This window comes from Rossellomorea orangium (assembly GCF_019334305.1).
Lineage (GTDB): Bacteria > Bacillota > Bacilli > Bacillales > Bacillaceae_B > Rossellomorea.
This window is the reverse complement of record NZ_JAHWGH010000011.1, coordinates 1-14,349: the sequence shown is the minus strand read 5'-3', so window position 1 is coordinate 14,349 and position 14,349 is coordinate 1. Positions and strand designations below refer to the sequence as shown.

Annotated in this window: 11 protein-coding genes, 1 rRNA gene and 1 riboswitch; of the genes, 3 read left to right on the top strand and 9 right to left on the bottom strand. The window is 44.1% G+C overall.

What is annotated here, in order from left to right:
* Positions 1-19: 19 nt before the first annotated feature.
* On the bottom strand, positions 20-304 hold the full coding sequence (locus tag KYJ26_RS06210) for a hypothetical protein (protein ID WP_219166467.1): 285 nt from the start codon (positions 302-304) through the stop codon (positions 20-22).
* Here KYJ26_RS06210 and galU point away from each other — a divergent pair.
* Together galU and KYJ26_RS06200 are read left to right on the top strand one after the other, a co-directional pair.
* Positions 296-1,237: a UTP--glucose-1-phosphate uridylyltransferase GalU gene (gene galU / locus KYJ26_RS06205; protein WP_219166421.1), complete on the top strand. Its 942-nt coding sequence runs from the start codon at positions 296-298 to the stop codon at positions 1,235-1,237. The two genes, KYJ26_RS06210 and galU, sit on opposite strands and share 9 nt — an antisense overlap.
* Entirely contained in the window at positions 1,234-2,574 is a 1,341-nt protein-coding gene (locus tag KYJ26_RS06200; RefSeq protein WP_219166420.1) for a UDP-glucose dehydrogenase family protein, read from the top strand. Before galU ends, KYJ26_RS06200 begins: the two co-directional genes overlap by 4 nt.
* A gap of 10 nt (positions 2,575-2,584) precedes the next feature.
* Here KYJ26_RS06200 and KYJ26_RS06195 read toward each other — a convergent pair whose 3' ends face one another.
* The 5 genes from KYJ26_RS06195 to KYJ26_RS06175 form a co-directional block, all read right to left on the bottom strand.
* Positions 2,585-3,706 carry a histidine kinase N-terminal domain-containing protein gene (locus KYJ26_RS06195; protein WP_219166419.1) on the bottom strand — a complete coding sequence of 374 codons (1,122 nt, stop codon included), beginning with the start codon at positions 3,704-3,706 and terminating at the stop codon, positions 2,585-2,587.
* Between the two features lie 159 nt (positions 3,707-3,865).
* A complete protein-coding gene (locus KYJ26_RS06190) occupies positions 3,866-4,894 on the bottom strand; it encodes a MupG family TIM beta-alpha barrel fold protein (protein ID WP_219166418.1) in 1,029 nt (342 codons plus the stop codon).
* Positions 4,891-6,273: a PTS transporter subunit EIIC gene (locus KYJ26_RS06185; protein ID WP_219166417.1), complete on the bottom strand. Its 1,383-nt coding sequence runs from the start codon at positions 6,271-6,273 to the stop codon at positions 4,891-4,893. The genes KYJ26_RS06190 and KYJ26_RS06185 overlap by 4 nt, the downstream gene beginning before the upstream one ends.
* Positions 6,274-6,344: 71 nt before the next feature.
* Positions 6,345-7,247: an N-acetylmuramic acid 6-phosphate etherase gene (gene murQ, locus KYJ26_RS06180; protein ID WP_219166416.1), complete on the bottom strand. Its 903-nt coding sequence runs from the start codon at positions 7,245-7,247 to the stop codon at positions 6,345-6,347.
* 229 nt (positions 7,248-7,476) lie between these two features.
* Positions 7,477-8,037 (bottom strand): competence protein ComK, encoded by a 561-nt coding sequence (locus KYJ26_RS06175; protein ID WP_219166415.1) that lies wholly within the window; start codon positions 8,035-8,037, stop codon positions 7,477-7,479.
* Positions 8,038-8,286: 249 nt separating this feature from the next.
* Between KYJ26_RS06175 and KYJ26_RS06170 the strand changes: the two genes are divergently transcribed.
* Positions 8,287-11,220, top strand: coding sequence for an EAL domain-containing protein (locus KYJ26_RS06170; protein ID WP_308807548.1), 2,934 nt, complete (start codon positions 8,287-8,289; stop codon positions 11,218-11,220).
* Positions 11,221-11,416: 196 nt separating this feature from the next.
* A riboswitch (cyclic di-GMP riboswitch) is annotated at positions 11,417-11,503 on the bottom strand.
* 263 nt (positions 11,504-11,766) lie between these two features.
* On the opposite strand, the gene KYJ26_RS06165 is transcribed toward KYJ26_RS06170, so the two are convergent.
* From KYJ26_RS06165 to rrf, 3 genes are all read right to left on the bottom strand, one after another.
* On the bottom strand, positions 11,767-12,579 hold the full coding sequence (locus KYJ26_RS06165; protein ID WP_219166413.1) for an SGNH/GDSL hydrolase family protein: 813 nt from the start codon (positions 12,577-12,579) through the stop codon (positions 11,767-11,769).
* Between the two features lie 174 nt (positions 12,580-12,753).
* On the bottom strand, positions 12,754-13,590 hold the full coding sequence (locus tag KYJ26_RS06160; RefSeq protein ID WP_219166412.1) for a tyrosine-type recombinase/integrase: 837 nt from the start codon (positions 13,588-13,590) through the stop codon (positions 12,754-12,756).
* 665 nt (positions 13,591-14,255) lie between these two features.
* Positions 14,256-14,349: ribosomal RNA gene (gene rrf / locus KYJ26_RS06155) — 5S ribosomal RNA — on the bottom strand; the annotation flags it as partial.

Sequence of the window (14,349 nt, the reverse complement as noted above, 5' to 3'; positions counted from 1 at the left end):
TACTTTTATAGATTTCCCTTTACCCCATCACCCTCTGCCACATCTTTATCCATCCAAATATCGAAATCCGAATTGGAATACTGAAGACCACTCCCCAATACAAACCAACGAATAGACTGCCCTCTTCCTTCACGGATATCACCTGACCTCCACTAATGATCCTCTTCAGTCTTATCAAAAACCCCCTCTCCCATACTCTATGTAAATTCTTCGTAAAACCAACCTTTCCCAAGGGATATCCTGCCCCCTCCTCTGATAATATAGAAGAAGATACATATTTTCGGAGGTGCAAAGAATGATACAATCCGATCTCTCCTTATTATTATCATCATCCTTACCCAAGAAGAAGAAAGTCACGAAAGCCATCATCCCTGCAGCGGGACTCGGTACTAGATTTCTACCGGCCACGAAGGCCCAACCGAAGGAAATGCTTCCGATCGTCGATAAACCAACGATTCAATACATCATAGAAGAGGCTGTACATTCCGGTATTACTGACATCATCATCATTACCGGGCGAGGCAAAAGGAGTATCGAGGATCACTTTGATAAATCGTATGAGTTAGAAGCGACATTGGAGAAGAAAGAAAAATGGGACGCCCTTGAGGAAGTCCAGTCGATAGCAAATCTTGCAAACATCCATTATATCAGGCAGAAGGAGCCCCTTGGATTGGGCCACGCCGTCCTGTGTGCACGTTCCTTCATCGGGGATGACCCCTTTGCCGTCATGCTTGGTGACGATATGATCCTCTCTGAACAGCCCTGTGTCAGTCAGCTGATTGACTCCTATAATGAGCTTCAGGCTCCCATCATCGGGGTTCAGGAAGTGAAGGACGAAGACGTATCAAAGTATGGAATTGTCCATCCTTTCCAAACGAAAAAAACGGAAGAAGATCGCATCTGTAAAATCCGCGGACTCATCGAAAAGCCGCTTCCCCATGAAGCTCCCTCACGCCTTGCCATCATGGGAAGATACATTCTGACTCCTGATATCTTTTCTTATTTAGAACGAATGCAAATCGGGGCAGGCGGGGAATTTCAATTGACCGACGCCTTGAACGACTATAATCAGGAGCACGCCATGTATGCCAAAGTGTTCAACGGCGATCGTTATGACATCGGTGATAAGTTTGGATTCATTAAAGCGACAATCGAATGTGCGATGAAGAGGCCGGAACTAAAATCGTCTTTAACATCCTATTTGAAAGAGTTACTGGAAAAGGAGGGAACGGAATGAATGTATCCGTGATTGGAACGGGATACGTCGGCCTGGTCACAGGGGCATGTCTCGCGGAAATTGGTCATCACGTCATTTGTCTCGACACAAACAGAGAGAAAGTAGAGATGTTAAGAAGTGGCCGGTCCCCTATTTACGAACCGGGTTTAGAAGGTTTACTGCAGAAAAATGCGAGATCCGGAAACCTTTCCTTTACGACAGATTATCAAACCGCCTGTGACAAGGCAGAAATCATCATCATTGCCGTCGGAACCCCTTCCCGTCCAGATGGTTCAGCGGATCTTTCAGCCCTTCAAGATGTGGCAGAAAAAATCGGATCAAATGTCCGGAGAGACGGTACGATCGTAGTAACAAAGAGTACTGTACCAGTCGGAACCAATCGCAAGATGAGTTTCTGGTTGGACGCTCATGCCAGTTCAGCCGGCAGTTTTAGAGTGGCTTCAAATCCTGAATTTTTAAGGGAAGGCTCAGCCATTCATGATACATTCAACGGTGACCGGATCGTCATCGGCACAGAGGACGACTATACAGCAAGGAAACTTGAAGAGATGGTCGCACCTTTCGAGGTGCCGGTTTTACACACCTCTATTGAAAGTGCTGAAATGATTAAATATTCATCGAACGCATTTTTGGCAACAAAGATCAGCTTCATCAATGAAATCGCCAATCTGTGTGAAAAGCTCGGGGCCAACGTGGAGGATGTGACAAAAGGGATGGGAATGGATCAGCGGATTGGCTCTTCTTTCCTGCAGGCCGGGATTGGCTATGGAGGTTCATGCTTCCCGAAAGATACCAATGCCCTCGTTCAAATGGCAGGTGAGATGGAGCATGAGTTCGACCTTCTGGAATCTGTCATTCACGTCAATTCGAAACAACAGGTAAAGTTGGTAGAAAAGGCGAAAGAGGTTGTAAAGAATTTAACAGGAAAGCGGGCAGGGTTATTGGGGCTTTCCTTCAAACCGAATACAGACGACATCCGGGAGGCTGCCTCCATGGAAATAATCAAACGTTTAGTGGACGAAGGAGTCGGGGTGACCGTATACGATCCCGTAGCCCAGGAAAATGCGAAAGCCATCCTTGGGGATAGTGTGACATACGCCGACAATTGCTTTGATGCCATTGAGGATCAGGATATGTTATTCATTGCGACGGAATGGGAAGAATTTAAGGTCCTGCGACTGAAAACCATTTCCAGGCTGATGAAAACCCCGATTCTATTTGACGGACGGAATTGCTTTTCCCTGGATGAAGCTGAGTCTGCTGCCATCGATTATTATTCCATCGGCAGACCCCCAGTCCTCCATTCCACTATCAAAACACCTCATTCAAGTGAATGAGGTGTTATTTTTACATCGCTACATTTGATTCAACCGGAATACCAATCGTAAACGTCGTCCATTCCTCATCTGACTGACAGCTGATACTTCCCCCATGTTTTTCAATCAGTTTTTTACAAATATAAAGACCGATTCCCGTTCCGAGGTCCTTGGTTGTATAAAATGGTTCAAAGATCGCTTCGATCGTCTCTTCTTTGATCCGTGGACCATTGTTTGCAATCCTCAAATTCGTCCTGCCTTCTTTCACACTGCAGCACACATTGATCTGTCTATGACCCTCCACTTCCTGAAGGGCGTCGATGGAGTTCATGATGAGATTCAGAAATACCTGCCTTAGTTCATCTCCGTTAGCCAGCACTTTGATATCATCTTCACAATTGAATTCGATGGAAACGTCCCCATCCAGGAGGCTCGGATACAAGAACTCGATCGTCTCTTCCAAGTGATGGGTAAGAATGATCTCTTCCCTCGTACTATCAATCAAATCCTTCCTCGATACGTGGAGGAATTGAGAGATGCGGTAATTCAATTGCTCGAGCTCATGCTGCATAATATCCAGGTACGGCAGATCAGGATAGCCGTTCTGCAAGAGCTTCGTGAACCCGATGATGGACGTTAACGGATTCCTGAATTCATGTACAAAGCTCGAGCTCATCTGTCCAAGGATCGTCAGCCTTTCCTTATGGGTTTGATCGATATACAGCTCTTTCTCCTGAAGCTGCTTTTCTTTGATTTCCGTATACTTTCTCACGGCAAGATAAGAAAAACGGTCGAATAGCGCATTGATATCCTCAATCAACGGCTGTAACTCCCGAAGCTCGATCCCGGAATTACTCACCCATTTAATAATGATGCTCTTCCCTATGTTCACATTGTAGACAAACTCACTGATATTCACTTTGGCATTGACCCGTTCCAATGCCGTCTTGTGGGCAAGGGCTGTGATTTCTTCTTCGCTGAGGGGTTTCTCAATCGCACGCTTCACTAATTGAAACATCTTCACTCCATTGTTCAACACTTCTTCTTTATAGATGTCGCTTTCTGAAATCACGATATCTTTCAGCCAATTATGTAAAAATTCATCTGAATGATCCTCAAGGTATTGTATCAGCATGGTTGAAGCACTAGTCATTGATTGGCATTCCCTTCATTCCGGTTATTGTCGAAATATTCGTTGATATTATCATAACAGAAAAAAAGGGGATTTCGGTTACTATCTTTAAAATGTAATGAAAACCAACCGGGAGAATAAAAAAAGAGCATGATTTTTCATCTCATGCTCTTACCATCACTATTCTACGAGGTCCGTCCCTCTTATCAACCGGAGCTTTTGACCTGGTTGACATGATTCAATCAGAGGAAGGTCTGATTTACGGATCCTCCCCATCACATTGACTGCTGGGTTGCAATCCAGGTCATGCCGGACAATCTGCATTTCCCCTCGATACCGTCCATAGGAATCATTATCCCGGGTAATCGTGCCCCGCGGCCGTTCGACCGTGTTCAATGGAGGCACCCTCTCATTCGTCCTTGTTTCCAACAACCGCAGCACATCGCGGCCCGGATCCGGCCGGAGCTGATACTCCCCTTCTATTTCACCGCTGCCTTCGTAAGAAAGCTCGATGACGTCTTCCCGATCAAAGTGTTCGAGCTTTTGAAGAAGTTCCGGGGAACAGCCGGGATCTCCAACAAACAAACCCGTCACGCCCCACCGCTTCAATTGAACGACACTGACATACGGACTTTGCCCCCGATGATCTTCCAAAGTAGGAAGCCCTACATGTAACGGCCCCCGCTTGTCTTCATCTCCTGGCACAAACGCATAGACAGGAATCGAGAGAGAATCATAGAGTGCCTGCTGTTGGAGGAAATATTCCTCATCCAACCCCGTTTCCGGCTTCGGGTAAAAATTATGCCAGGCAATCATTTTCCCAGGTCTCAATCCGCTATCGATCCATTTCTTCAATTCTTTTTCTCCAACGGTGCTGGCATTGATGGCGATTTGAAACTGACTGGACAATTCCAGCATCTCTTCCGTCGTGAATCCATCATCCAGCCTCAGGGACGTGACGCCCAACTCTTTCAGGTCTTCAAAACGATTGAGTCCAAGTATACCTGGCGTTTTCTTCGATACATCGGCGAACACCTCAAACCTCTTCCTTTTAAAAAGGGATAAAAGATCTCCAACTCGTTCAGGACTTACACCTGATTCTTCCGGAATATGAAGAGAGGTGAAGGCAAGCTTGATGCCCGATGACGAGGCTCGAAGAATACGTTCTTCAGCATCTTCATCGGAAAGATAAACGGAAATTCCGATCATTCAAACTCACTCGCCATTTCATCTTTGAACCCGAACAGATACGTCAACGCAAAACCTGCTGCATAGGCAATCAATAGTCCAAGAGTATAATAGAGAATCTCGCCTGCATTGACCAAGAAGATCAGCGGCAAACCGGATACCCCGATGGCAAACGTTGCAACATCGAAATATGCCTGGAACGCACCGCCGAATCCTGCACCTAAACAAGCGGTCAGGAACGGTCGGCCTAATGGTAGGGTCACACCGAAGATCAACGGTTCCCCGATCCCAAGCATCCCGGCAGGCAGAGCCCCGCCGATTGCTCTCTTCAGCTTCTTCTTCTTCGTTTTCATGAAAATGGCGAATGCCGCTCCAACCTGACCGGCTCCACCCATGGCAAGGATCGGTAATAGCGGATCGTCCCCGATCGTATTGATCAATTCCAAATGGACAGGTGTCAATCCTTGATGCAATCCTGTCACGACAAGAGGCAGGAAGGTGGCACCGAGGACGAACCCGGCAACAATGCCGCCCATATCAATAAGGGAAAGAAGACCATTCGTGATCACATCTGAAATAAAACCGCCGACCGGCATAAATACCGTGTACGTCAATAAACCTGTAACAAGCAACGCAATCGTAGGCGTCACAATGATATCGATTGCCTGCGGGATGACCTTTCGAACGTTCTTTTCTACAAAAGCCATGAAGATGGCCGCAATCAAGACACCAATCAATCCGCCACGGCCAGGCAATAGATTTTCTCCAAACAGCGTCACATCACCAATCGCCGGGTTAATGATCAGAATCCCGGCCAAACCACCAAGCGCAGCCGAGCCGCCGAATTCCTTCGCCGCATTCATCCCGACAAGAATACCGAGGTACCCGAATAACCCGCTTCCGATGATGGAAAGCATCATGACAAGCTGGGATTCCCCGTTCAGCCATCCGGCCTGTACGAAGAACTTTGTGAACCCTGTGATCAATCCTGACGCAATCAGCGCCGGGATCAGGGGAATGAAGATATTCGCCACGCGTCTGAGAAGCAGTTTGAATGGTGTGGCGTTTTTCTTCTTGAGATCAGCCTTCTGCTCTGCAGCCCGTGCCTTCAGGTCAAGGTCCCCAGCCCCCGCTGAAACAAGCTTACCAAATTCTTCTGTTACTTTATTGACTTTACCGGGACCAAGGATGACTTGATACGTTTCATCCTCTACAAAGCCGAGCACGCCTTCCGTCTTTTTAATCTCTGCTTTCTGGATGAGCTCTTCGTTATACACCTTCACTCTCAATCTCGTCATGCAATGTTCATAGCTTGCGATATTATCAGCACCGCCAAACCGTTCCAATAGGACTCCAGCCAGTTCTTTATTCGTCAATTTCACCTTCCCCTTTCGTTCCATCTATCTACCTGAGTGTCCCTCCCACTTTATGTCTATGAATGGGAGGGGACAGGTACCCCTATACGAATAGACTATTTTTCAATGGCCAACCGGACATATCCGTTGGCATCTTCCAATCGATTCTTCGCTTCCTCATACCCACAGCCGAGGGTGATCATCACAATCGATGGCTTCACTTCGTTATTCGCCTTCTTCAAGGTCGCTGCTGCCGTTTCTTTATCTGCCCCCGTGATGCTCTCGATGATACCGATCGCACGCTGTTCAAGCTTGTAGTTACTAATATTCACGTCCACCATCAGGTTCCCATAGGCTTTCCCGAGCTTGATCATGCTTGCTGTGGAAATCATATTCAGCACCATCTTCTGAGCCGTCCCTGCTTTTAAACGAGTGGATCCCGTCAATGCTTCTGGACCTGCATCCACTTCAATCGCAAGCTCAGCTTCAGCAGAAATTTTCGAGCCTGTATTACAGGAAAGGGCCACTGCCGTCGCGCCTAACTCCCTTGCATATTTCAAACCGCCAATGACATAAGGGGTACGCCCGCTCGCTGCGATTCCGACAACCGTGTCCACCGGAGTCAGTCCGATTTCTTTCAGATCCGATACGCCTAAACCCTCATCATCCTCGGCTCCTTCCACCGCTTTCACGAACGCCTTCTCACCGCCGGCAATCAAGCCGACGACAACATCACTATCCACGCTGAACGTCGGCGGACATTCAACCGCATCCAGGACACCGAGCCTTCCACTCGTACCCGCTCCCATATAGATCAGCCTTCCACCTTGAGAGATGGACGCCACTACCTTATCGACCACTTCTTCTATTTGTGAGATGACTTCCTTGACAGCCGTAGCCACCAACTGATCTTCGTCATTCATCATGGAAAGAATCTCACCGGTACTCGCTGTATCAATCCCAAGCGTATTCCGGTTCACCTTCTCGGTCGATAATTCGAAAACATTATCCTGTGTCACAATTCATTCCTCCTGTAAAATCTGTATGCGTTTTCATTAACTCTATTATACTCTTGTTTAAAATAATATTTCAATTGTATTTTATATTATATGAAATTAAATTTTAGAATAGACCATTGTTTTTAGTGGGAATGATGGGGAATATTTCAAAAAGATCCGGAGAACGACAAATAGGAGTTGGAACATGTTTCCTACTCCTGTTTTGGTTATTCAGTTAGAGGTCCGTCCCTCAAAGATGGGCGCCGAATTCGTCCAGGTTGTGGAGGGTTGACTGGAATCCCGGGAGAAAGAGTTCGGTTTCGTGGCGGTTCATGGATGAGATGGTCGGGATGGTGGAGAAATGGGTCATGGTGACAGCGGCACGCTCCCTTTGTTTGGTGAGCACACTCTCTGAGCAATTGATGGCTAGTTTCTCTCCGTTGGTAAAATGCACGTAGGTAATTCCTTCTGTGGTGGAGGTTGATTCAATATGCTGACAAAAGAGCCATATACAATCATAATCGGTCGGGGCCTTGGTGGGTATCGCATAGATGTATTGCTGCGGACATATCATAAGAGGTGTCTTTCTAGGGTAGTCAAGTGCATGCCTGACAGCCTTGATCCTTCCATCATACGTGGACCTGTAAGCGAGGCACGACTCGTCGAGAATCTCCATGGCTGATTTCTTCCCTGCTGTCTTCCTGCCTCTGAAATCATGGACAATCGACTGATGAATCCCATCATAAGCAGGACTGATTGCCAATGTCCTTCGAGTAACCAACTCTTTTAAACCTTTCAAACCGAACACCATCCTTTTTCCTCTTTAGTATAAGCCTCTATTATCTGATATTTTCGAGAAATGAGACTTTATCACTATTATATACCATTCCCAAAATATTTCCATTTATATTTGTATATTTTTGAGAAAAATCTCATAATTTGAAGAATTTAGGGATTTCTAGTCGAATATTCTTTCAGGTGCATTCCATTCCCAATAGGTATTATGGTATATTTTTCATAGTATATTGTGAACGAAAGGGGAACAGCTTGCTTGTTAAAGGTGATGAATCTTCTAAGAAAATCTCAAAATGACTCGGTTGACGACGAACAGCTGATCAATATCTATGAATTATTATTTGATCGTTATCCTGATCCTATCTATATCATGGATCAGAATGGGCATATACTAGCCTCGAATAAGGCGGCAATGACATTTTTCGATCGAAAAGTTAAGAATATTCAGCATTTTATTTCCAACTGCATTCCCCAGCCCTATATTTCTAATACCCTTGAGCATTTCAGTAAAGCAGTGGAGGGGGAATACCAGCAGTACCGGAGTGCTCATATCCTTCGAAATGGAAAACTCATTGAAACGAACGTCCATTTCCAGCCTCTTTTCAACCGGAATGAACCCTTCGGTGTCGCTCTCCTCATCAGTGACATCACCGAATTGGAAGCCCAGAAAGCCATTCTTTCCAAACTTGAAATGAGCGTCAATACGGTAGAGGAACTTGTGGACCTTGGAACGTGGGACTATGATATCGTCCATAACAAAGCTCTTTGGTCCGATCAAATGTACGCTCTGTTCGACTTGGACATGGATGAAACCCCTACTTATGAAAAGGTGTATGAGCGAATCCATCCCGATGACCGGGAGAACTTCGAGACCCAGTATCAAAAAGCGATTGAAGAGAAATGTATCTTCAGCATTTCTTATCGAATCATTAAGAAGGACGGCTCCCTGCGAGTCGTGAATCAATATGCAGATGTGCTTCTTGATGAAAACAGGCGTCCGGTCCGCATGATCGGAACATCCCATGATATTACAGAACAAGTACACATCCAAACGAAAATGAAAGAACAAGAACAGCACGTCAAGAAAATCTACGATAATCTGGACGCCGGAATATGGTCCATGGATGTACTAGAGAACAAAATCCTGTTCACTTCGAAGGGCATTGAGAATATTTCCGGATACACAAGTCAGGAATTTGAAGAAGGATCGATTATTTGGTCAGACCTCATCGCATCTGACGACCTGTCATACTACCAATCAAGACAAGAGATATTGGCAGACTCAAAGCCACCAAAAGGGCGCTATCGTATCATCCACAAGGAAGGTCATATCCGCTGGGTCGAAGATAACACGATACCTGTGTTCAATCATGAAGGAACACTGATCCGGCTGGACGGGATCATCACAGACATAACAGAGCAGATCAAGTCAGAAGAAGCCATGGCCCACCTTGCTTATTATGATTACTTGACTGATCTCCCGAATCGAAGGATGTTTGAAGATGAACTTGTCACTCTTATTGAAAGCTCCAGCACATTAAAAAAACAATTTGCCGTTTTATACATAGACATGGATGGTTTCAAACGGATCAACGACACCTTGGGGCATCAAAAAGGCGATCTCCTGCTTAAAGAAATATCTTCCCGGCTGCAACAGAATACTCCTGAACGTGATCTCGTCGCCAGAATGGGAGGAGACGAATTCACCATCCTCCTACGCCGTATACAGGATACAGAAGAAGCCGTTTCGTTTGCCAGAAAACTGATACACTCATTGGAAGAACCCTTCTTTATCAACGGATATGAGCTATTTGTAACCGCAAGCATTGGGATGACCTTGTATCCCATCGACGGAGAAGATCCGGAGACGCTTATGGGCAGAGCTGATACCGCCTTATACAGAGCGAAAGAAATGGGGAAGAATAATATTCAAATCTATACGTCGTCCATGAATATCGAATCGTTCAAAGTCTTTCAATTAGAAAAGGATCTTCGTAAAGCAATAAAGAAAGATGAACTCCTCTTACATTACCAGCCAAAAGTGGATGGTAAAACCGGCCGATTGGTCGGAGCAGAAGCCCTAATCAGATGGGAGCATCCGGAATGGGGATTGATATCCCCTCATGAATTCATTCCCATCGCTGAAGAAAATGGGCTCATCATCCCCATTACCGATTGGGTGATCCAGACAGTATGTGAACAACTAAGAGAGTGGGAGAGATTAGAGGTTCCCCTCATCCCCATTTCCATCAATATGTCGCCCAAACGCTTTCTGCGGAATGACTGGGTGGAAACCACTCTCAATATTATAGAAGAAACTGGTGTGAACCCCTCCCTTCTTGATCTTGAAATTACTGAAAGTGTACTGATCCAGAACGAAGAAACGTTCATTTCATCCATTGAAAGATTGAAAGAGATAGGGATCCGATTTTCCCTTGATGACTTTGGAACAGGATTCTCCTCTCTCTTATACTTAAAAAAATTCAACGTCGACACCGTTAAAATTGATCGGAGCTTCATACGAGACTACCTGAATGAAAGTGATGCCGAAATCACGAAATCCATCATTCGCATGGCACACGGATTACGCTTGACAGTAGTAGCAGAAGGTGTGGAAACAAAAGACCAGCGGATGTTCCTCATAGAGCAGGACTGCGACATATTACAAGGATACCTATTCAGTAAACCCGTGCCACCTGAAGACTTCCAGCGGTTCTTGATCGATCCCGTCCTAATCCCGCAACCGAGCCAGGCAGAACCCCCTGTAGAGGAAAGGCGCGACGTATTCAGAATCGACTTTACATACCCTCTGCGAACAGACATGACGATCGCGAGCGTAAATGGAAAGTCTGCAACAGTAGGAACAACAGAAGTCCTAGTAGAAAACCTCGGTCCGGGTGGATTAAGATTCCTGTCTCATCTGAGGCTGCCTGTTTCACCCGGAATCATTTTTCATTTCAATACCGTGCTACTAGGCGAGCCAGTCACTCTTTCAGGAAAAATAGTATGGAAGCAAGAATATAAGTCTGATTTCTGTTTATACGGGGTACAGTTCATCCTCAGTCCTTCTGAGGAAGCACAGTTGACGAAACGGTTGAATAAGTTGTCGATTGAGGTGTTGAAGACGCCTGCCACTGAGGGGTGTCCATTTATTTTGAAGGACGGGATAGAGTATCTAACCATTAAACTAACAAAATAGAACATTATTGAGGCTGGGATAAAAGTGTATTAGCCAAAGAAAATTCCGAGCGATTATTCGAATTTCTGTTAAGGAAAACGAAATCGTTCGGTTTTTTTATTCTTATTAAAAGCAATATAAGTTTCAGCACACCTTTTTTGGTCAAATAAAAAAACCTTTCTGCAAGGTTTGGTCTCGATTCATTATAGGATATGTATTCGGCAACTGGCAGGCGTAGTTTTTATAAACGTTAGCCCCTATAGTTTTGCGTCACCATCTTTCAATGGGTTTGCCTTTATCGTACATATGTCTGTTTCTAATTAGTTGAATAATCTTCTACGGGGATTTTGGAACACTTTTACATATACACTCTTCTCTTCACTTCTGAAAAATTTAATACCAATCATCTTGAGTGGAGTCCAAATCTCCTTCATATAATAGACCGGCAAACCAGGTCCTCCTCTCTGTATATTTTCTTAATATTTACAATTATATAATATAAAAGTCTGAATAATCTATAAATTATTGATTATATTTATCGACAGCATTTTTAGACACCAGGGTAAATCAATCATGTTTTTGAGTGAAGTATTCTATTAAAAAACGCGCCCAAACGATATTTCCCTTTTCATTAGGCAGACCATCACTGGTAAGATAGCTTAATAGCTCATTCGATTCCCCGTTCGGCCACGCCTTCCAGTGATCAAGATAGATATACCCGTGGGTTAAAGCATATTCCTCCAATTCACTTTCCTCTTTAGGATAATAATAAGCCTGATAAACAGGGTTGGATGGTTGAATCATAACCGTGATGTCGGAATTGAGAGACTTAAACTGATGTATGATGGTAGATAGATTCCTCAAGCGATCATCCATGGATAGTTTGGAGTTATCATATAAAAGAAAAGGCTCAATGAGCAAGACATCCGGTTTCGATGCTGCCAGTTTCGTTAGAAGCTTTTCATTAATGACTTGAGTAGATGTTTTGTTTGAAATTCCCTTCGTCGCCACCTTGATGACGGACTTACCATATGTCTCCACTAATTCTTCTTCCAACAAGTTCGGCCATGCTCCCTCTTGATTAGAAGTAGAAGCAGAGCCTACAACTGCAAGCGTAATCGCTTGACCCTTTTGAACTTTTTCTCGAAACTTCGGTTGTAATGCTTTAGGAAAAAAATTGATCTTATCGAGCGTAATGACATCTGCCTTCTTTTTGTCCGGGGCTTTCTCCGAATCTGTCCTACTCACAACTTCCTCATTTGTGGCTTGTTCAAATTGTCCCTTTGCCTGTACCCTATCAATCCTATCATTCCAATAAAGTTTCCCACTAATCAACGTAAAAAGTGTTACAATCATCAATCCAATCGTCAACGCTCTCATTAAGGATCCCCCTGCCCATTTGATATTTACTATCATATAGGTAGAGGGAAAATGATTTTGTATATATATGTAGACATCCGTAACAAAAATTCCGACAAGCCTCACGACAAAACCCCTTATTCATGTTGAATAAAGGGTTGATGACGGATATATTGCTTCTACCCCTGAATGACCTCATTCAGGAGAAAATGTTTTTCGAATCGCATCTTCGTATTCTGACTGTTGAACCCTGGATCTGGCATATCTCTTCGTGACATTTATGTCTTTATGACCAGCGAGCTTAGAGACCACTTCCAGGCTCACCCCCTTGTCAATTAATTGCTGACAAAAGGTATGGCGTAACTTCTGAGCATTTACACCATATTTCTTCAACATATACTGCACAGCTCTCTCCGTTAACCGCTCGTTTGATTTTGACACAAACAGAGCGTTTTCCACAGGATTTAACGGCAAATAACTCTTTAGATGTTGTTTCAGTTCTTCAGAAAGCGGAATTACTCTCTCTTTATCGTGAGGTGACACTACCTTTAGGAAGCCCTCATTCAAATCAAGATCAGATTGATCCAACCCACAAAGTTCAGACACTCTAATCCCTGTATGAAGAAGCATGTATACAATGGCTATATTTCTTTCATTCTCCTGCTCTCTTACTTCAGATAACAGTTTCTCACACTCTTTTTTGCTAAGAACCTCTATTTCATCTTTCTTATCAGCCTTTTGAATATGAATTCCAAGTGTAATATGGGGCTTCTTTAAATACTTTGAAAAGGTTCGGATCGCTCCCAAAATCTTATCCGTTGTAATCGGGCTCTTACCCTTCTCTTCTAAAAACAGTATGTAATCCTGAACATCCTTCTGAGTAACATCGCCGATTTCTTGATGATTTCCCTGAAGCCATTGTTCAAATTTCTTAAGTTCTTGATGGTAAGTTGAAATAGTATTTGAGGATTTCCCTTCCTGTTCAAGCCACTTTAAAAACGAATCAATCAAAGTACTAGAAGAACCTTGCAAGAGTACCACCCTTTCAGATCAAACCTCTATATACTAATACTGTAGAACTAATGGAAGAAGAAGTCAACTTCTCCGAATGTGAAGAGAGTGGAGCTACAATTTATTATTTGGGCATTGGGTGAAAAAAGACAGTTTTACATACTTTATTTGGAACGGGTTTCGGACTAGAAATTAATCTGCAAAAGTAAAAGCCTTATGTGCTATTCTTCTTGATCTGTCTGGGGAGATTTCGAATATCATCAGCATAATGAAGGATGGGTCAGTGATGAGTGTGCTTAACCAATCGTACCATTTTAAGATGGTGTTTAAGTAGGTAATTGGGGACATGGAGATAAAGATTATGGTCGTAATTTTTTGCTTGATTCAATGGAGTTAGATAACCATGAAGAAGAATCGTGCGAGATTTGCTAGGAATCGTGCCTGTTTTTCAATTATCGCGCGAGAATTTAATTTTTCAAGCCCCATTTTGCTTTATCGTGCGAGATTCCAAATAATCATTCCAAGATGTCGAATTTTCTTTACACACTTCAAAATTATTTCACTTATCATCTGATGACCGGTTAATCTTCCTAGTAAACAATCATCATAGGATCTAATTCTAAAATATCTTTTCAAATCAAAACAAAAAAAGAGTAACTCCCAATGAGCTACTCTTTAATCCATTTGCCTGGCGACGTCCTACTCTCACAGGGGGAGATCCCCCAACTACCATCGGCGCTGAAGAGCTTAACTTCCGTGTTCGGCATGGGAACGGGTGTG

Coding starts and splice junctions, on each gene's coding strand:
- KYJ26_RS06175 (WP_219166415.1), bottom strand. CDS start 8,037: ATGGTGTTCGGTTTGAAAGGTTTAAAAGAGTTGGTTACTCGAAGGACA.
- KYJ26_RS06190 (WP_219166418.1), bottom strand. CDS start 4,894: ATGATCGGAATTTCCGTTTATCTTTCCGATGAAGATGCTGAAGAACGT.
- galU (WP_219166421.1), top strand. CDS start 296: ATGATACAATCCGATCTCTCCTTATTATTATCATCATCCTTACCCAAG.
- KYJ26_RS06195 (WP_219166419.1), bottom strand. CDS start 3,706: ATGACTAGTGCTTCAACCATGCTGATACAATACCTTGAGGATCATTCA.
- KYJ26_RS06185 (WP_219166417.1), bottom strand. CDS start 6,273: ATGGAACGAAAGGGGAAGGTGAAATTGACGAATAAAGAACTGGCTGGA.
- KYJ26_RS06165 (WP_219166413.1), bottom strand. CDS start 12,579: ATGAGAGCGTTGACGATTGGATTGATGATTGTAACACTTTTTACGTTG.
- KYJ26_RS06200 (WP_219166420.1), top strand. CDS start 1,234: ATGAATGTATCCGTGATTGGAACGGGATACGTCGGCCTGGTCACAGGG.